We start from the raw sequence: 18,575 nt of genomic DNA on the forward strand, positions 1-18,575 counted from the left end.
GATCCTGTGGCGAAGGCTCATTCACCCACGATCCTCACCTCGAGTTCAAGGGCTATCCCTCTCTCCCTGAGAACCCTGTCCTGGATCAGGTGGATCAGATCGAGCATCTGGCCTGCCGTGGCACCCCCCCTGTTGACGATGAAATTGGCATGAAGGCTTGACACCTCGGCCCCTCCGATTCTCTTCCCCTTCAGCCCCACCTCTTCGATAATCCTACCCGCAGAGGTTCCGGGTGGATTCTTGAAAATCGAGCCCGCACTGGGAACATCGAGAGGCTGGGTCTGTCTCCGCCGCCGCTGGTAGGTGGAGATCTCCTCCCTGATCTTCTCCCTCTCCGACCGTTCCATGAGGAAGATTCCCTCCACGATGATCATCCCCTCTGCCAGGCAGAGCTCGCGGTACCTGAGGCTCAGATCCTTGTGCCGAACCACCCTGAAGCCGGCCTGCCCGTCCATGAGGGTGATCGACTCGATTCTCTTGCCGACCTCCACTCCCCAGGCTCCGGCGTTCATGGCAATCCCTCCCCCTACCGTACCAGGAATCCCGTAGAGAGGAGACAGGCCGGAGAGTTCTCTCTCCATGGCGAACCCGATCATCCGGCTCAGGGGTATCCCCGCCTCGACCCTGAGCCTTTCTCCTCTGGCCGAGATCCCCTGGAAGCCCGTAGAGAGATTGATGACCATCTGCCTCACCCCACGGTCCCGGACCAAGAGGTTCGTTCCTTTTCCCATTACCAGATAGGAGATTCCCCACTGGCGGGCCTTACCCACCAGTGTTTCAAGGTCCGCCTTGTCGAGGGGGAAGACAAGAGCATCCGCAGGCCCCCCGATACGGAGCGAGGTATGGCGGTTCATGGGCTCGTCGAAAAGGACCCTGCCCCGTACGGCTCGTCCCAACTCCTTCTTGAGAGATTCGCCCAACACGTTCATTCCTTTTGGCTCGCCGCCCTATCGCCCGATTCCTTGAGTTTCTGCACAAAGGCATCGCCGATCTGCCAGATGTTTCCAGCACCAAGGGTGAGCACCAGATCGTTGGCCTGAACGATCCTCAGGAGATGATCGACGATGGCCTCCTTGGGAGTTATATAGGTCACATCCCTGTGGCCGTGATCCCGGATTCCCTCGTAGAGCCTGGAGGCTTCCACTCCTTCGATTCTCTCCTCCCCGGCCCCGTAGATATCGGTGATGATCAGGACGTCTGCCTGGTAGAAGGCAGTCAGAAATTCGTCGAACAGACCCTGGGTCCGCGTGTACCGGTGCGGCTGGAAGATCGCAACGACACGCCTGTTCCAGCCCTTCTTGGCCGTCTCCAAGGTGGCTTTGATCTCAGCCGGGTGATGGGCGTAGTCGTCGACCACCAGGATTCCCGACACCTCTGCCTTGATCTGGAACCTTCGCTGGATGCCGGAGAATTCCGAAAGGGCCTCCTGGACCACGGGAAACCCTATGTCGAGCTCAAAGGCCGTCGCTATTGCAGCCATGGCGTTGTAAACGTTGTGGAGACCGGGGACGCGCATCCGCAGTCTGCCCAGGGGGCGGCCCTCGTGGATCAGATCAAAAGACGTATAGAGGCCCTCGCAGGTGATCCTGTCCGCACGGAAATCCGCTTGAGGCGTCCTCCCGTAGGTGACGAAACGTTTTCTCACCTCCGGGAGAATCATCTGGACGTTTTTCTGGTCCAGGCAGAGCACGGCCAGACCGTAGAAAGGTACCTTGTTGACGAACTCCAGGAAGGCCTCCCTCACGGCACCGACGTCGTGATAGTGGTCCACGTGCTCGAGGTCGATGGTCGTAATCACGGCTATGGTGGGAGAGAGCTTGAGAAAGGAACCGTCGCTCTCATCCGCCTCGGCCACCAGGAACTCTCCCTGGCCCAGCTTGGCGTTGCTGCCTATGCTGTTGAGCCTCCCGCCGATAACGACCGTCGGGTCGAGGCGCCCGTGGGCCAGGACCGTGGCGATCAGGGAAGTGGTGGTCGTCTTCCCGTGGGTACCGGCCACGGCGATTCCATACTTCATCCGCATCAGCTCGGCGAGCATCTCGGCCCTGGGAATGACCGGAATCAACCGTTCCTTTGCTTCCTGGATCTCCGGGTTCTCACCGTGGATGGCGGAGGAGACAACCACCACATGCGCGTCCCTGACATTTTCGCGTCGGTGTCCGTAGGCGACCGCGGCTCCCAGATCCCGGAGCCGACGGGTGGTCTCGGTCTCCCTAAGATCGGACCCGCTCACCCGGTAACCGAGATTGAGCAGCACCTCGGCGATGCCGCTCATCCCGATACCGCCGATCCCTACAAAGTGGATGTGCTGGATTCTCTTCCCGTACATGGATGCCTGCCTAGCTCCTCCCCTCCACAATCCGGTAGCACTCATCAACGATCCTCTTGGCAGCATCCGGTCTCCCGAGACTGGCCGAGGCTCTCTCCATGGCCTCGATCTGTTGTGGTGCCCGGAAAAGCGAACGGATCGCCTCTGCCATGGTCTCTCCTGAAAGGTCCCTGTCGAGGATCATCATAGCCGCTCCCCGCCTCACCAGATTCCTGGCATTGATCTCCTGGTGGTTGTTGGCTGCAAACGGGTAAGGGACGAGAATGGACGCCCTGCCGCAGGCCGCAAGCTCGGCTATGGTCGTGGCCCCGGCCCGGCAGACAACCAGACGGGACTGCCTGTAAGCTGCAGCCATGTCTTCTATAAAGGGTTCGACCCGAGCGGTAATACCCCTTCTTCTGTACGCCTCTGCTACTGCCCGTGCGTCCTCGGCTCCGGTCTGGTGGACCACTCTGAGGTTGGGTCTGAGGTCCTCAAGAGAGCCCAGGCTCTCCACCATGGCCTGATTGATCCGGTGGGCCCCTCTGCTTCCCCCGAACACCAACAGGCCGAACCCCTCTCTCTCGGTCTGTCCGCTACACAGGGCAAATTCCCTGCGGATAGGGTTCCCTGCCAGCACCGCCTTCTCAGGGGAAAAGTAACCCAGAGTCTCCTCGAAGGAGACAAAGACGCGGTGGGCCAAGGGGGCGGAAATCCTGTTGGTAGTCCCTGGTATCACGTTCTGCTCCTGGACGGCCCGTCTCGTTCCGGCCAGGAAGGCCGCCACGAGCATCGGTCCTGCCACATAAGCTCCAAGGCCGAGAACCAGGTCCGGACGGAACTCCCTGATTATGCCGAGGGCCTCCACAACCGCCCTGGGAATCCCCAGGACCGCCCCTGCCTTGCGGGAAATGGATTTCCCCTTGATTCCCCTGACCGTTATGGTGCGCAACGGGATTCCCCTTCCAGGGAGGACCCTGGCTTCCAGACCCGCCGATGTTCCCACAAAGAGAACCCTGTTGTTCCTGTCTCTCTCCATCAGCTCCTCGGCAACGGCAATCCCCGGAAAGAGATGCCCTCCGGTTCCGCCACCCGCGATAATAACCCTCATCCCGCCTGTGACTCCCTCCTCCTCTCCCTCAGTAACGGGTCTGGGACGAGATGTTGAGCAGGATTCCCACCGACACGAGACTCGTCACCAGGGATGTCCCCCCGTAACTTATGAGGGGAAGGGTCAATCCCTTTGTGGGAAGCAGGCCGAGAACAACGGCCATGTTGATAAGGGCCTGGAGCGAAATCAGCGAAGTGATCCCCAGTCCGAGAAAGGTCCCGAACTCGTCCGGTGCTGCCAGGGAGACCCTGACCCCCCTCACGGTAAGGACCAGATAGAGTCCGAGAACAATGAAAGCCCCGACAAGCCCCATCTCCTCCCCGATCACGGAAAAGATGAAATCCGTGTGCGGTGCCGGGAGAAAGAAGAGTTTCTGTTTCCCCTGGCCCAAACCGGCTCCGAAGAACCCGCCCGCCCCGAAGGCGACAAATGACTGAACGATCTGGAAACTGATACCCCTCGGATCGTTCCACGGGTTCAGGTAGCTCATGATTCGTTGAACCCGGTAAGGAACCTTCGCAATGAGGTAGTAGAGGGCCGGTATGGCCAGGAGTCCCAGAGAGAAGATATAGGAAAGCCTCGTTCCCGCCACAAAGAGCATGAGGATTACCATGATCCCCAGGAAGAGGGCAACCCCGAAATCCGGCTGGCTTATGATCAGGAGAATGGCCGTCCCGGATATAAGAACAGCGGGGAGGAAGCCGAATTGAAAGGACTTGATCTTCTCCCCCTTCTTAGCGAGAAAATGGGATAAAAAGACGACCAAACCCAACTTACACGGCTCCGAAGGCTGAAAGGAGAGAGATCCCAGGTAGAGCCACCGGGTCGATCCCCCTGCCCTTGTACCGACCACCAGGACCAACACGAGAAGGAGAAAACACGCGCCCAGAATCGGGTAGGCAAGTCTCTCCCAGAAGTGATAGTCTAGATGCATCACCACGACCATGAGGAAGAACCCCACCGTGGCAAACAGGGCCTGTTTCTTGAGAAAGTAGAAGCTGTCCCTGAATCGGTCGGCCGCCAGAATCGCGCTGGAACTGTACACCATGACGACACCCAGTCCCAGAAGGACCATGGTTACGAGCAGTATGGGAAAATCGAATGTGGTCCGATCTGTCATGTCGGAGATGTCTCTGCTCTTCTGTTCTTTTCCCGGGCAGCTCCGGAGCCTCCGGTCTTGGCTGGACCGCCCAGCCTTTTCACCAGGGCTTTGAAGACTTCTCCCCGCTCCTCGTAGTCCCGGAACATGTCATAGCTCGAACAGGCAGGTGAGAGCAGTACCGTATCTCCAGGCCGAGCCAGAAGATGCGCCTCTCCCACTGCCTCCTCCAGAGATTCAGCCCGGATGATCTTGGCCACGGCCCCGAGCTCCCGCTCCATCCTGTCGGCGGCCTCACCGATGAGGATCAGATGTTCGACCCTTTCCAGGATGGGACCTTTCAGGGGGGCATAGTCACCTCCCTTGTCCCTCCCCCCGGCGATGAGAATCACCGGACCGGAAAAAGCCTGCAGGGATTTGACTGCGGCTCCCACATTGGTTGCCTTGGAATCGTTGAAGTATCTGACCCCTCCTGTTTCCCTGACGAACTCAAGGCGGTGTGGCAGCCCCTCAAACTCCTCGAGAGCGGTTTGGACCGCATCTCTCGGACACCCATACAACCTGGCGCTCAGGATTGCCGCCATCATGTTCTCCCTGTTGTGGCCCCCCACCAGCCCGCTCCTGCCGGGATAGTAGACCTCTTCCCCTTCGATCCCTCTCACTACTATCCGTTCTCCGTCGAAGAAGGCCCCTTCCGACTCTCCGCCGGGAAGGTTGAAGAAGAGTTTCCTGGCTCTGCACGCCGATGCAGCCCTCTTTACCAGACGGTCCTCCCAATTGAGGATGGAGACATCTGTCTCCTCCTGATTGATGAAGAGTCTCGACTTGGCCTCCAGGTAGGAATCAAAGCTCGTATAGCGGTCGAGATGATCCTCCGTAATGTTTAGCAGAACGGCAAGGGCCGGCCTGAATCTACCGATCGTCTCCAACTGGAAGCTGCTCAGTTCCACCACGGCGATCTCTCTGTCCCCCTCGTCGCCGGCGAGATTGATCAGGGGATTTCCCACGTTGCCCCCCACGAAGATCCGCCGTCCGGCCCTCTTCAGCATCTCTCCTATCAGCAGTGTGGTGGTCGTCTTTCCGTTCGTCCCCGTGACGGCGACAATGGGTATCGTTATGAACCAGGAGGCCAGTTCGATTTCACCCACAACCGGTATTCCCCTCCGTCTTGCCTCGACAATAGGCCTGATAGAAGGGGGAACACCCGGGCTTAGGACGATCAGTTCAGCCCTTAGGAAACTCTCCTCTGCCTGTGACTCGCCCACCCGGAGTTCCACATCGAGATCCTTCAGCTCCGGGGACTCTCTTTCCAGATCCCCCCTGTTCCGGACGTCGGTCCCCACAACCCTGGCACCGCGCCTGGAGAGAAACCGGGCCGCGGCAGTACCCGTCCGAGCCAGACCGACTACCAGCACCTCCATGCCCTCCAGATTCATGACCTTGTCCGCCCTGCCCGGCCTATCCAGCACCTCGGACCCAGCCATCTCCAAAACCCATCCTCTGACCAGAATCTACCGAAATCCTATCAAACACCGAGATCATCCTCCCCCTATCTGAGCTTCAACGTGCTGATCGCGATCAGACCCAGGATGATGGCAATGATCCAGAACCGCACGATCACCTTGGGCTCGGGCCACCCCTTCAATTCGAAGTGATGATGAATCGGCGCCATGTTGAAGACCCTTTTCCTCCTTACCCTGAAAGAGGCGACCTGTAGGATGACCGAGACCGCCTCAAGCACGAAGATCCCTCCTACGATCACGAGCAAGAGCTCCTGCTTCGCGATCACGGCCACCAACCCGAGCGCCGCGCCCAGGGCAAGGGAACCTATATCCCCCATGAATACCTGTGCGGGATAGGTGTTGAACCAGAGAAAACCGAGACTCGCCCCTACCATTGCCCCGCAGAAAACGGTCAGTTCCCCGCTTCCCGCCACATAGGCGATCTGGAGATACTCGGCGAATCTGGAGTGACCTGCCAGGTAGCAGAAGAGGAGGAATGTTCCGCTCGACACCAGGATGGGGCCGATAGCGAGCCCATCCAGGCCGTCTGTAAGATTGACCGCGTTGGATGTACCCAGGATCACCAGGACCACGAAGGGGACGTAGAACCAGCCGAGATCAGGGGTGAAGCCCTTGAGAAAGGGGAAGTAGAGTCGCGTATCAAACCCCAGGGGACCCACAAGGATCCCGCTGACCGCCAGAGCGACCAGCCCCTGGAGCACGATCTTGTAACGGCCCTTCAGGCCTCTCCCCCTCCCCTGTTTCAGTTTGAGCAGATCGTCGGCGAATCCGATGAGGCCGAAAAGCAGGGTCGCGGCGAGGACCAACCAGATGAACGTGTTGGTCAGATCCGCCCACAACAGGGTAGGGATAACGAGGGCTATTAGAATCAGGATACCGCCCATGGTGGGAATCCCGGCTTTTGTGGAATGGGTGGTGGGGACATCCTCCCTGACCGAGGTGATCACCCCGGTGGAGTTGAGCTTTCTGATAATCCACGGTCCCAGGATGAAACTGATAAGGAGAGCGGTGATAGCCGCGTAGATGGTTCTGAAGGTGATGTAGCGGAACACATTCAGAACCGAGAAAACCGTATGGAGCGGATATAGAAGATGGTATAGCATTATGCCTCTTCGCCCAAGATCTCGATGACCCTTTCCATTCGCATTCCTCTGGATCCTTTTACCAGGACCCAATCTCCCGGCCTGGTCTCGCCCTTCAGGAGTCTCGCAATCTCAGCGTGGCTCTCCAGGATGCACACCCTTCGGCGATCCGTCCCAGCCTCGATCGCCCCCTCGGCGACCTCGGGGGCATACTCTCCCAGGAGGAAGACCCCTGCCAGATCAAGGCCCCCCAGGACTCGTCCCACTGCCCGATGGGCCTCCCTCGATATCTCCCCGAGCTCCAGCATATCCCCCAGGACCACGAAAGCCCTCGCCCCTCCGGAAACGTGGCAAAGAGCTCTCAGGGCCATCTCCACCGACGGGGGGTTCGCATTATAGGTGTCGTTGATGAAATTTACACCCTCGAGGCAGAGAGGCTCCATTCTCATGGGCAGAGGGCTGAATCGCTCCAGTCTCCTTCCTATCGCCTCAGGTTCTATCCCCAACAGGAAGGCCACGGCAGCGGCAGCGGCGGCGTTGTGGACGAACTGCTCCCCCAGGAGAGGAAAATCGACCGACACCCGTTTCCCTCCAACGGTCAATCGGAAACGGACCCCTCTGGTACCCCGCCATTGGAGACGGTCGACCACGACATCGGCTCGCCCTTCCACGGCGAACCCGATCTTTCTTGCCCGGCACTCTCCGGCGAGAGAGGAGACATGGGGATCGTTCCGGTTGACTATGACAACTCCCTCCTCCGGTATGCTGCGAAAGAGATCTCCTTTCTCACGGATGAGAGCCTCCAGAGATCCCATCCCCTCGAGATGGGCCTGGCCGATATTGGTGATGAGGCCGGTGGTGGGCCTGGCGATCTCCGCAAGCCTCCTTATCTCCCCAGGCACGTTTGTGCCTATCTCCACCACCGCCACCTGGTGCCGGGGCTGGAGCTCCAGGAGCGTGAGGGGAACACCCACGAGGTTGTTGAAGTTCCCCGGGTTCTTCAACACCGTGAAACTCTCTTCCAGAACAGAGGCGATCATCTCCTTGGTGCTCGTCTTGCCGTTGCTCCCGGTCAGGCAGACGACGGGCAGGGTAAACCGGTCTCTCCAAAACCTTGCAATGTCTCCCAGGGCCCTGAGGGTATCGGATACACCGATGACGGGGCTGGCCCCAACCCGTCCGAACACACCGCTCGGGAGGTCTCCCTCCTCCACGATGACCCCTGAGGCCCCCCTGCTCAGTGCCTCCTCGACAAAGGCGTGCCCGTCAAAGCGCTCTCCCTTCAGGGCAAGGAATACCTCGCCTCCCTTCAGGGTCCGCGAGTCGGTGGACAAGCCGGCAAAGGAGGCTTCCCGGTCACCCTGGACCAGGCGGCCTCCGGTTGCTTCCAGCACGGCCGAACAGGTCAGCCGAGGCCCTTTCCCGGTGCTCTGTTCAACCATTCGATGCTCTCTTGAGGAGAGCCGCCCTCGCCTCGACTCGGTCATCAAAAGGTAGTCTCCGGTCCCCGACAATCTGGTAGTTTTCGTGTCCCTTTCCGGCGATGAAAACGATATCGCCGGGACGGGCAGCCCTGACGGCAAGACCTATGGCAGCCCTTCGATCCTCCACCTTGAGGTATCCTCCGGTTTCCGCTGCCCCACCCAAAAGTTTGTCTCCATCGAACTCCCGTCGATTCTCCGAGACAAAGCCTCTCTCGATATCCCTGATGATCTCCTCTGGCCGCTCGCTCCTGGGATTGTCCGAGGTGATCACGGAAAAATCACTCAACCTGGCCACTACCCTCCCCATCAGGGGACGCTTGGAGCGATCCCTGTCCCCCCCACACCCGAAAACCACGATCAACCGCCCTCCTCTACGAAGCGGTCTGAGCACGGTGAGGGCCCTCTCAAGGGCGTCCGGAGTGTGAGCATAGTCCACGAAAACCTCCAACCGCCTGTCGTTCTCGATCCTTTCCATTCTTCCGGGTATGGAGGAAAGGGCGGAGATACCCTTCTGGATGGCCTCTTGCCCGACACCGAGAGCCGTGGCAGCCCCCATGGCGGCCATGATGTTGTAGATGTTGAACTCCCCCACGAGGGGAGACCGAATCCCCATGTCTCCCCCCGGTGTGTGGACCGTTGCCTCAATGCCTCTGAGAGTGCTGGTCACACCTTCGGCCCAGAAGGAGGCCTTCCTGCCAACGGCATAGCCCATTCTGGCATAATCGAGCTTCTTCCAAAGATCCTCTCCTGCGGGATCGTCCAGGTTGAGCACGGCTGTCCGGTCGGGCTTATCGCTCTCAGGTATGATCCCGGTAAACAGGTGCTCCTTGCAGCGGCGGTACTGATCGAGACTGGGGTGATAGTCGAGATGGTCCTGGGTGAGGTTGGTAAATACTCCCACATCGAAATGGCAGCCCTCCACACGCCGGAGGTCGAGAGCATGGGAAGAAACCTCCATGACCACATGGGTGATCCCGGAGTCCAGCATCTCTTTGAGCATTCTCTGGATATCAGGGGATTCCGGCGTCGTCATCGGGGCCGGGATGGTATTACCTCCATAACGGTAGTTGATGGTACCCAGAACACCGCAGGCCAGAGAGTCGCTTGCGAGCATGGACTCGATCAGAAAGGAAGTGGTGGTCTTCCCGTTCGTTCCCGTCACGCCCACCACCCGCATGTTCCTGGAAGGATGACCAAAGAAGGCGGCTGAGATACGGGCAAGAGCCCTCCGGCTGTCCGGTACCAGGACGACCGGAACGCCGTATGACTTCTCGTCCGCCCCTTCCAGAACCAGTGCTCCGGCACCCCTGTCAAGTGCCTCCGCGACAAAGAGACGGCCGTCGGTCCTGGTCCCGCGAATCGCCACGAAGAGGTCCCCCTTACTCACCTTCCCAGAATGGTAGGCCACACCATCGATCTCGACGTCCCTGTCTCCAAGGACCCTCTTCTCCTCGAGATCTTGGATCAGATCCGACAGTAGCATGACCTCCCTCTCATCACACGGGCAAGAGCTTCGATTCCGGTTCGAATTCCCAAGTCAAAAGGGATTATTCAAGCCTCTGCACTCCCAGGATTTCACGAGGGCGGTGCAAACTTCAGGTAACAGGTGCCACCCTCCTTCAACCTGGCACCAGGACGAGGATTCTGCTCGAAGAGCACCCCCTCGCCGCTCACCCGGATATCCAGGTTCCTCTCCACGAGCCCCCTCAGGGCAGCCCTCAAGGTAAGCCCCGAGAGATCGGGCATCAATCCCTCTGAGCCTCCGCGGACTACTTGCGGTTGGGTTTTCCGTTTCGTGGGTCTGGCCGGGTGTTTTCGTCTCTTCTCCTTCCGGGCGACAAGGGTGCCCCTGCTGGGAGGAACGTTCAGGTATTGAAGGGTCTGCTGGGCAATAGCCTTGAACACGGGGGCGGCCACGACCCCACCGTATGGGGTGCCCTTGGGTTCGTCGATGACAACCAGGATGGCCAGCCTGGGATCATCGGCCGGCACGAAACCCATGAAGGATCCGATATGCCTGTCATCGGCATACTTCCTGAGGAGCCGGTCGATCTTCTGGGCTGTCCCGGTCTTTCCAGCCACTTCGTATCCCGGGACCGCAGCAGCGGTTCCGGTTCCACCTGGTTCGACCACCTGTTTCATGATCCGTGTCACTTCCAGGCTCGTCTCCGGGGAGATGACCCTCCTCCTGGCCTGGGGATGGAAATACTTGATGACCCTGCCCCTCGGATCGACGATCCGATCGACTATGTAGGGGCGCATCAGGGTGCCTCCGTTGGCTATGGCGGAAAGTGCCGAGATCAGCTGGATCGCGGTCACTGAGATTCCCTGGCCGAATGAGCTGTTGGCAAGGCCCACCTTGCTCAGCCGTTCAGGACTCCGAACGATTCCCCGCACCTCCCCCGGCAGGTCCACCCCGGTGAGAGAACCGAACCCGAAACTCCTTATGTACCGGTCAAGCCGCCTCGCACCGACCCTGAGCCCGATTTGAGTGGCCCCGATGTTGCTCGAGAATTTTATGACCTTCTGAAGGGTCAGCCATCCGTATTTCTTGTGATCGTGGATGGTTTCCCTGCCGATTCGATAGACCCCGTTGTAACAGAAAAAGATGTCGTTCCTCTTGACCACCCTCTCTTGCAAGGCAGCAGCGAGGAGGAATACCTTGAAGATCGACCCCGGCTCAAAGATATCCGTGATCACTCGATTCCTTACCGAGTTCGGATCGTAGTTGCTCAGCAGATTGGGATTGAATGTGGGCCTGCTCGCCATGGCCAGGATCTCGCCTGTCCTGGGATCCATCACCACGGCCATACCGGAACGGGCTCTTGTCCTGCTGACCGCCTGAGAGAGGGCCCTCTTGACTATGTATTGTATGTCCCGGTCGATGGTCAGAACAAGGCTGCAGCTGGAAAGCTCGGCAGGGGAGACAGGATCCTGGATGACGATCTCTCTTCCACGGGCGTCAAGCTCGAGGACGACCAGGCGCGGGCTGCCTCTGAGGTACCGCTCGTACTGCAACTCGATCCCCTCCAACCCCTGGGAATCCATACCCACAAACCCCAGGACATTGGCGGCCAGAGCGAGGTTTGGGTAATAACGGCGACTCTCCTTCACGAAACCCACCCCTGGGAGCTCTAGTTTTCTGATCATCTCGGCCTTCTTGGGGGCGATCTTCCGCTGAAGCCAGACAAAGGACTGCCTGGACCTCAGTTTCTTCCGGATGGCGGATCTTCTCACGCCGAGAACCCGTGCGATTTGGCCCGCCGTCTCAGACAGATCCACTATCTGCCTGGGATGGGCGTAGAGGGATTCGATCTCCGTACTCTTGGCCAGAACCCCGAGATTCCGATCGTAGATCGTCCCTCTTCGGGGCACGAGTTCGATAACCCTCTGGTGCTGCCTCTCTGCCAACCGCTGGAGATCTTCCTTCTCCACGACCTGAAGCTGCACGACCCTCAAGAAGACCACAACAAATGAAAGAAGGAAAAGGAAAAAGACGGCAAAGATGCGGAGCCTCAACCAGTTGACGGAGTCTCTCTTCATGGAACAAACCGAATCTGCCTGTCTTCGGGTTCCCTCATACCCAACTTCTGTCGGGCATAGAAATCGATCCTCTCAGGGGAGATAAGGGTCGCACGTTCGATTCTCAGTCTCCTGTTGACCTCCAGGAGCTCCTTTTGTTCTCTGAGAGCTCGGGAAGTCCTGTAACCGAGATTGACGACCCAGACCCTCGAGGAGACGAAAAACAGGTACAGAACTATCACGGCGGCCAGAATGAGAAAGGCAAAGAACATGGTCCTGAAACCCTTCCTGATGGATCCATTCTTTGGGCGCTCCTGGTTCCAGTACCCTCTTTCAAGAAGAAAGCCGGAAACGACGCCACCCATGTGCACACCCTCCTGGTTCTGAATCTTTCCCTCAGATCCTTTCAGCCACGCGTAGCTTGCCGCTTCTTGCCCGCGGGTTTTGCCTGATCTCCCGGGGAGAGGGCGACACGGGCCTCGGCGTCACTATCCTGAGTATCTTCTCTCCGGGACAGATGCACCTGGGCCAGTGTGGGGGGCAGAGATCTCCCCTTTCCCCTGCCCGGAAAAACCGCTTTACAATCCGATCTTCCAAGGAATGAAAGGAGATGACACAGATTCTCCCACCCTTTCCCAGTACGGATATGGATTCTTCCAAGAGTGCCCTCAGATTATCCAGCTCTCGATTTACGGCGATACGGAGTGCCATGAAGGTCCTGGTAGCAGGATCTATCCTTCTCCGATGATACGACCGGGGGATGGCAGAATAGACTATGTCCCTCAACTCCTCGGTGGTTCTGATGGGACGAATCTTGCGGCGCCTCTCGACAAGGCGGCTGATCCTCCTGGCCCATCGCTCTTCTCCATACTCTCGCAGAAGCCTTTCAAGCTCCTTCACAGGCAGCCTGTTTACGAGATCGGAAGCGGTCTGACCGCCTCTGGAATCCATTCTCATGTCCAAAGGCCCCTCCATCCTGAAGCTGAAGCCCCGCTGTGGATCTTCCAACTGTAACGAGGAAACTCCAAGGTCTGCCAGGATACCGTCTACCGGTTCAAAGTCATGCTCCTTGACTATGGCACCGAGATTTGAAAAACTCTCCCGAACCACTACGACTCGCCCGCCATACGGTCTCAGCCTCTCACTAGCCAGGCGAATCGCCTTGCCATCCCATTCGATTCCGAGAAGTCTCCCGTCTGGAGCAGTCCTCTCCAGAATCAGGGCCGCGTGGCCACCCCCCCCCAAGGTACAGTCCACATACCTCTTTCCGGCCCCGCATCTCAGATAGGCGATCACCTCTTCGGCCAGAACCGGATGGTGGCAAACCATGGCCCCCTCGGTCCCCTTTTTTTCTTCTCCGCTGCCCACCCCCTTTACGCTCTACCAATATAGCCAAGAGAGACTAGAACCCGAATTCACCAAGGGGTGCGACGATATCTTCAAAGTTGTCCCGAACCAGATTCATCTCAGGGTCCAGTCTGTCTTTTGCCCATATCTCGAATCTATTGATCAGCCCCACCAGCACGATGTCCCTCTTGAGTCCGGCAAACTGCCTCAAGGATGGAGGAATAAGAATGCGGTGCTGTCTGTCGACTCCGCAGTCGACGGCGCTGCCGAGAAAGAAGCGCTTGAAACGGCGCACCTCCTGCTTCATACCGGGAAGGGCGTCGATCTTCTCTTCTACACGATTCCATTCTTCAAGGGGATATGCGGACAGACAGCCGTCGAGATTTGTGATAATCAGATTTTCATCGTACCTTTCCTGTAGCACATCCCAGAACCTGGAGGGGAGCTTGACCCTTCCCTTGGAATCGATGGTATGTTCGTATTTACCACGAAACATGTTCACGACCGAACAGGCTTTGTTGGCCCTGGGACGCTCGGCTGCCATCCACAACGCTCCACAAAGAGCCACTCTGGGCCACTCTTCTTTAGATAGCGGTTTTTCGCTCCATTGTCAAGCAGTTTTTTCCCTATTTCTGCGAATTTCCTGGAAGTTTTCCAAAGATCAATCTGTCTGAGAGAAAACTCCTATCAGAATAAAGGCTTATACCCTACAACTGAATGTTCTTTAGCAGTCTATATATATTAACATACCGATATATAAAGGTGTATACCCTGGCAACTTGAGCCGCGTCGCCTTGCTGCCGGACAGTGGGGCCAAGACCTCTTGTCTTGGATTGACAAAGATTTCCCTCCCATTTACAATGAGGCTGTTCAAAGAGGGAGGAAGGACCGTGGTCCCTGAGTCGGTTCGCCAAGAAGTCGAGGAACTCCGAAAGACCATCGCTCACCACAACTACCGTTACTATGTCTTGGACTCCCCTGAGATATCGGACGCCGAGTATGACCAGATGATGCGGCGCCTGGAGGAGCTTGAAAGGGAGTATCCCGAGCTCTACGATCCGAATTCTCCTACCCAGCGAGTCGGGGCACCACCCCTTGAGGTCTTCGAAACGGTAACCCACAGGCTTCCCATGCTGAGTCTCGCCAATGGGATGAACGAGGGGGAAGTCCGGGAGTTCGACGAACGCCTCAAGCGGCTTCTCGGAACCCAGGAAGAGATCGAGTATGTGGTCGAACCCAAGATCGACGGACTGGCCGTGGAACTCGTCTATGAGGCGGGGCGCCTCACAGTGGGTTCGACTCGGGGGGATGGGTATACCGGAGAGGACGTGACGCAAAACCTCCGAACAGTCAAGACAATCCCTCTGATTCTCCGGGAGGGAGACCTCCCCATTCCGGAACTCATCGAGATCAGAGGCGAGGTCTATATGGAGATAGAGGATTTCAAGGCGCTCAACAGGAAACGAGAGGAGAGTGGAGAGCCTACCTTTGCGAATCCCAGGAACGCTGCCGCCGGTTCCCTGCGGCAGTTGGATTCGAGGATCACAGCAGAGAGGCCTCTCAAGATGTTCTGTTACGGCATGGGGGTTGTCAGGGGTGTGGAGTTTGAAACCCACTGGGAGTTTCTCCACACGATTCCCGAGTGGGGCTTGCGGGTCAACATAGGCCGGATTGCCAGATGTATGGGGATCGACGAGGCTATAGATTTCTACAACCGTATCGCGGAAGAGAGGCCGACCATCCCCTATGAGATCGATGGTGTGGTGATCAAGGTCAACCGCCTCGATCTTCAGGCCGCCCTGGGCGAGGTCTCACGCAGTCCTCGCTGGGCTCTGGCTTACAAGTTCCCCGCTCACCAGGCAGTGACAAGAGTGCTCGACATCAGTCCCTCTGTAGGAAGAACCGGTGTCGTCACCCCCGTGGCCCGGCTGGAGCCGGTGTGGGTGGGGGGTGCCCAGATCAGCCACGCGACACTCCACAACCAGGACGAAATCGACCGCAAGGACGTCCGCATTGGAGACACCGTGGTGGTCCAGCGAGCCGGCGATGTGATCCCTGAAGTGGTGGAGGTGAAGAAGGACCGCCGTACGGGGAAAGAGGTCCCTTACAAGATACCCGACAAATGCCCGGTCTGCGGGGGGGATGTGGTTCGACTCCCGGGAGAAGCGGCTCACCGGTGTATAAGATTGTCCTGTCCAGCTCAGCTCAAGGGGAGTATCAAACACTTCGCCTCAAAGCGGGCCATGGATATAGACGGACTGGGGACCAAGCTTGTGGATCAGTTGGTCGACAGGGGGCTGGTAAAAGACATAGCCGACCTCTACAGCCTTACCCACGAGGACCTGGCATCCCTTGAGAGGATGGCCGACAAATCGGCACAGAATATCATGGACGCCCTGGAAAAGAGCAAGTCAAGGCCTCTGGCCAGGTTTCTTTACGGTCTCGGCATCCGCCATGTGGGAGAACACCTTGCAGAGGTTCTGGCCGAGGAGTTCGGATCCCTCGAGAGGCTCTCCAGGGCCACCGAAGAGGAGTTGCTGGCCATCAAAGAGATCGGCCCTGAAGTTGCCAGGAGCGTGGTGAGCTTCTTCCAGGACCCCAAGAACATGGAGGTTCTGAGACGACTGGACAGGGCAGGCCTGAAGATCGAGGAAGCGGCCAAGCCTGCCGGAGAGAAGCTGAAGGGCAAGACCTTTGTCATAACCGGAACCCTGGCCTCCATGGGACGAGAAGCGGCCAGGGAACTGATAGAATCCCTAGGAGGGAAGACGGCCTCCGCGGTGAGCAAGAAGGTGGACTATCTCATCGTGGGAGCCAACCCCGGGTCAAAGCTCGATCGGGCCCGGGAGCTCGGAATCCCCACCATCACAGAGGACGAATTCAAAGAGATGATCCGCTAGGTCGGCAAAATCGACCTGGATCCGCGAGGCGGAACGCAAACAGACCCTCTTGCGAGGCCGATCTCGAGAAGGCGTTTCGACCGGTGATACGAAACAGCCCCACTCCGACAGCCCGGGTCTACCCCACCCTGCATGCCGATTGTCATTAAGACTCAAGACGAGATTTGACCCGCCGGCCCCATTGTATCAACATCAAACCATGCTATTCTCCCTTCATCATTGCCTGGATGTCATCCTGCACGGTTCCAATGGGTTTGATGTTGAATTTCTCTACCAGCACCTTGGCCACGTTGGGAGACAGAAAAGCCGGCAGGGTCGGTCCAAGGCGAATACCCTTGACCCCAAGGGCGAGCAGGGCCAGCAACACGGCCACTGCTTTCTGTTCATACCAGGCAATGTCGTAGGAAATAGGGAGTTCATTGATCTCCCGAAGCCCGAATGCCTCCTGCAACTTCATGGCTATCACCGCCAGAGAATAGCTGTCGTTACACTGGCCGGCATCCAGCACGCGCGGAATGCCGTCGATCTCTCCCAGGGCCAGCTTGATGTAACGGTACTTCGCACATCCGGCGGTGAGAATCACCGTATCTCCGGGCAGGTTTTCGGCTATCTCTGTGTAGTAGCTCCGGGCCTTTTGGCGGCCGTCGCAACCGGCCATGACAACAAAGCGTTTGATGGCCCCTGACTTCACGGCTCCGATCACCTTGTCGGCCAGAGCCAAGACCTGGTTATGGGCAAAGCCACCCACGATCTTGCCGGATTCCATCTCTTCCGGAGATTTGCAGGTTCTTGCCAGCGCAACCACCGGAGAAAAGTCCTTTGCCCCGCCTTCCGGCCTGTCCGCGATGTGTTTGGCCCCGGGGTAGTTGACCACGCCTGTAGTAAACAGCCTGTCCAGATAGGTGTTTTCCTTCTTGATTGGAATCAGGCAGTTGGTGGTCAGGATGATGGGGCCGTTAAAGGATTCGAAATCCTTGTTCTGATGCCACCACGACCCGCCGTAGTTGCCCACGAAATGCTCATACCTTTTGAAGGCCGGATAGTAATTGGCCGGCAGCATTTCCCCGTGGGTGTAAACATCCACACCCGTTCCTTCGGTTTGCCTGAGCAATTCTTCCATGTCTTTCAGGTCGTGGCCTGAGATCAGGATGCCGGGGTTGGTTCTGGTGCCGATGTCGACCTCCGTGATCTCAGGGTCGCCGTAGGCAGTCGTATTGGCCTCATCCAGGAGGGCCATGGTACTTACAGCCACCTCTCCCGCCTTAAGGACCATGGCGATCATATCATCCGTTGAGAGGTCCCTGGTGGTGGATGCCAGAGCCTCCATGAGAAAGCCGTAAATATCATCCTTCTCGTGACCCAGAATGGCAGCATGATCGGCATAAGCTGCGATTCCTTTGCACCCGATGATGAGTAGTTCTCTGAGGGAGCGAACATCCTCGTTTTCGGCGGTGCTGATGCGGACTTCATCAGACAGAGCCTTGGCCAGGATGGCCTTTCTGTTCTCTACGAACCAGGTGGCGCAATCAGGAAGCGCTCCAGGCAATGCGTTTTTGACCTTTTCCTTGACAGCGTCCCGAACCTTAAGGCCTTCTTCGATCCTGTCGATGATCACATCATCGTCCCAAGCGGCGTTGGTGATGGTGGTAAAAAGCGCCCTGCACACGAAGCGGGCCGCCTTCTTGTCCACAGGACCCGCCTCCTTCAACTTTTCACCATAGACCGAGATTCCTTTGCACACGTAGATAAGCAGGTCCTGAAGATCGGCGGTCTCCTCCGGCTTGCCACATACGCCCTTAACGGTACACCCTCGATTCCCGGCTGTTTCCTGGCATTGAAAACAAAACACTTGAATCCTCCTTTCCATTTCGATACGACATGCTTGAAACCCACAACAACAGTAATACCATACCGTTATCCTGGGACAATTTTGGAGATTTCCCCCTACCCGGCTTTCGTTGCTACCATTAATTATAGCCTGCTTCCTGCAACAAAGCACCTTCAACCACCAGAATTTTGCTCTTTCCCAGCCCGGCCCCAGGCGGCGCCCCGTGAGTCCCCGATTTGAAAATCAGAAGCAGGATCCCTATGGCGCTTGGACTGGAAAACGACCTTGGCCCTCGCATGCCTCGAGGAAGACGCACTCCTGCGAAGTCAGGGAACGGCCACCTTTGCGATCCTCACCTACTTGCGGATCTC

General features: G+C 57.9%; 14 protein-coding genes. 1 reads left to right on the plus strand and 13 read right to left on the minus strand.

Annotated features, from left to right (window positions below; all coding sequences use genetic code 11):
- Positions 1-17 precede the first annotated feature (17 nt).
- The 12 genes from murB to mraZ all read right to left on the minus strand — a co-directional run bounded on the left by murB (position 18) and on the right by mraZ (position 14,020).
- Positions 18-929, minus strand: coding sequence for a UDP-N-acetylmuramate dehydrogenase (murB, locus tag JRJ26_01305; GenBank protein ID MBW2056111.1), 912 nt, complete (start codon positions 927-929; stop codon positions 18-20).
- Positions 926-2,329 (minus strand): UDP-N-acetylmuramate--L-alanine ligase, encoded by a 1,404-nt coding sequence (locus JRJ26_01310; GenBank protein ID MBW2056112.1) that lies wholly within the window; start codon positions 2,327-2,329, stop codon positions 926-928. The genes murB and JRJ26_01310 overlap by 4 nt, the downstream gene beginning before the upstream one ends.
- A 10-nt stretch (positions 2,330-2,339) precedes the next feature.
- A complete protein-coding gene (gene murG / locus JRJ26_01315; GenBank protein ID MBW2056113.1) occupies positions 2,340-3,419 on the minus strand; it encodes an undecaprenyldiphospho-muramoylpentapeptide beta-N-acetylglucosaminyltransferase in 1,080 nt (359 codons plus the stop codon).
- Between the two features lie 28 nt (positions 3,420-3,447).
- Positions 3,448-4,539: a putative lipid II flippase FtsW gene (gene ftsW, locus JRJ26_01320; GenBank protein MBW2056114.1), complete on the minus strand. Its 1,092-nt coding sequence runs from the start codon at positions 4,537-4,539 to the stop codon at positions 3,448-3,450.
- Positions 4,536-5,954: a UDP-N-acetylmuramoyl-L-alanine--D-glutamate ligase gene (gene murD, locus JRJ26_01325; protein MBW2056115.1), complete on the minus strand. Its 1,419-nt coding sequence runs from the start codon at positions 5,952-5,954 to the stop codon at positions 4,536-4,538. Before murD ends, ftsW begins: the two co-directional genes overlap by 4 nt.
- 113 nt (positions 5,955-6,067) lie before the next feature.
- Positions 6,068-7,144 carry a phospho-N-acetylmuramoyl-pentapeptide-transferase gene (locus JRJ26_01330; protein MBW2056116.1) on the minus strand — a complete coding sequence of 359 codons (1,077 nt, stop codon included), beginning with the start codon at positions 7,142-7,144 and terminating at the stop codon, positions 6,068-6,070.
- On the minus strand, positions 7,144-8,565 hold the full coding sequence (locus JRJ26_01335) for a UDP-N-acetylmuramoyl-tripeptide--D-alanyl-D-alanine ligase (GenBank protein ID MBW2056117.1): 1,422 nt from the start codon (positions 8,563-8,565) through the stop codon (positions 7,144-7,146). The genes JRJ26_01330 and JRJ26_01335 overlap by 1 nt, the downstream gene beginning before the upstream one ends.
- Positions 8,558-10,090 carry a UDP-N-acetylmuramoyl-L-alanyl-D-glutamate--2,6-diaminopimelate ligase gene (locus tag JRJ26_01340; protein ID MBW2056118.1) on the minus strand — a complete coding sequence of 511 codons (1,533 nt, stop codon included), beginning with the start codon at positions 10,088-10,090 and terminating at the stop codon, positions 8,558-8,560. The genes JRJ26_01335 and JRJ26_01340 overlap by 8 nt, the downstream gene beginning before the upstream one ends.
- Positions 10,091-10,182: 92 nt before the next feature.
- Positions 10,183-12,150: a transpeptidase family protein gene (locus JRJ26_01345; GenBank protein ID MBW2056119.1), complete on the minus strand. Its 1,968-nt coding sequence runs from the start codon at positions 12,148-12,150 to the stop codon at positions 10,183-10,185.
- On the minus strand, positions 12,147-12,494 hold the full coding sequence (gene ftsL / locus JRJ26_01350) for a cell division protein FtsL (GenBank protein MBW2056120.1): 348 nt from the start codon (positions 12,492-12,494) through the stop codon (positions 12,147-12,149). The genes JRJ26_01345 and ftsL overlap by 4 nt, the downstream gene beginning before the upstream one ends.
- Positions 12,495-12,525: 31 nt before the next feature.
- Entirely contained in the window at positions 12,526-13,458 is a 933-nt protein-coding gene (rsmH, locus tag JRJ26_01355; protein MBW2056121.1) for a 16S rRNA (cytosine(1402)-N(4))-methyltransferase RsmH, read from the minus strand.
- A 73-nt stretch (positions 13,459-13,531) separates the two neighbouring features.
- Entirely contained in the window at positions 13,532-14,020 is a 489-nt protein-coding gene (gene mraZ / locus JRJ26_01360; GenBank protein MBW2056122.1) for a division/cell wall cluster transcriptional repressor MraZ, read from the minus strand.
- Between the two features lie 316 nt (positions 14,021-14,336).
- On the opposite strand from mraZ, the gene ligA reads away from it, so the two are divergent.
- Complete coding sequence (ligA, locus tag JRJ26_01365) at positions 14,337-16,376, plus strand: NAD-dependent DNA ligase LigA (protein MBW2056123.1); 2,040 nt, start codon at positions 14,337-14,339, stop codon at positions 16,374-16,376.
- Positions 16,377-16,578: 202 nt separating this feature from the next.
- Here the strand turns inward: ligA and hcp are convergent, their stop codons facing one another.
- A complete protein-coding gene (gene hcp, locus JRJ26_01370) occupies positions 16,579-18,225 on the minus strand; it encodes a hydroxylamine reductase (protein MBW2056124.1) in 1,647 nt (548 codons plus the stop codon).
- Between the last annotated feature and the right edge of the window lie 350 nt (positions 18,226-18,575).

The sequence above is a fragment of the Deltaproteobacteria bacterium genome, assembly GCA_019308905.1.
Lineage (GTDB): Bacteria > Desulfobacterota > BSN033 > WVXP01 > WVXP01 > JAFDHF01.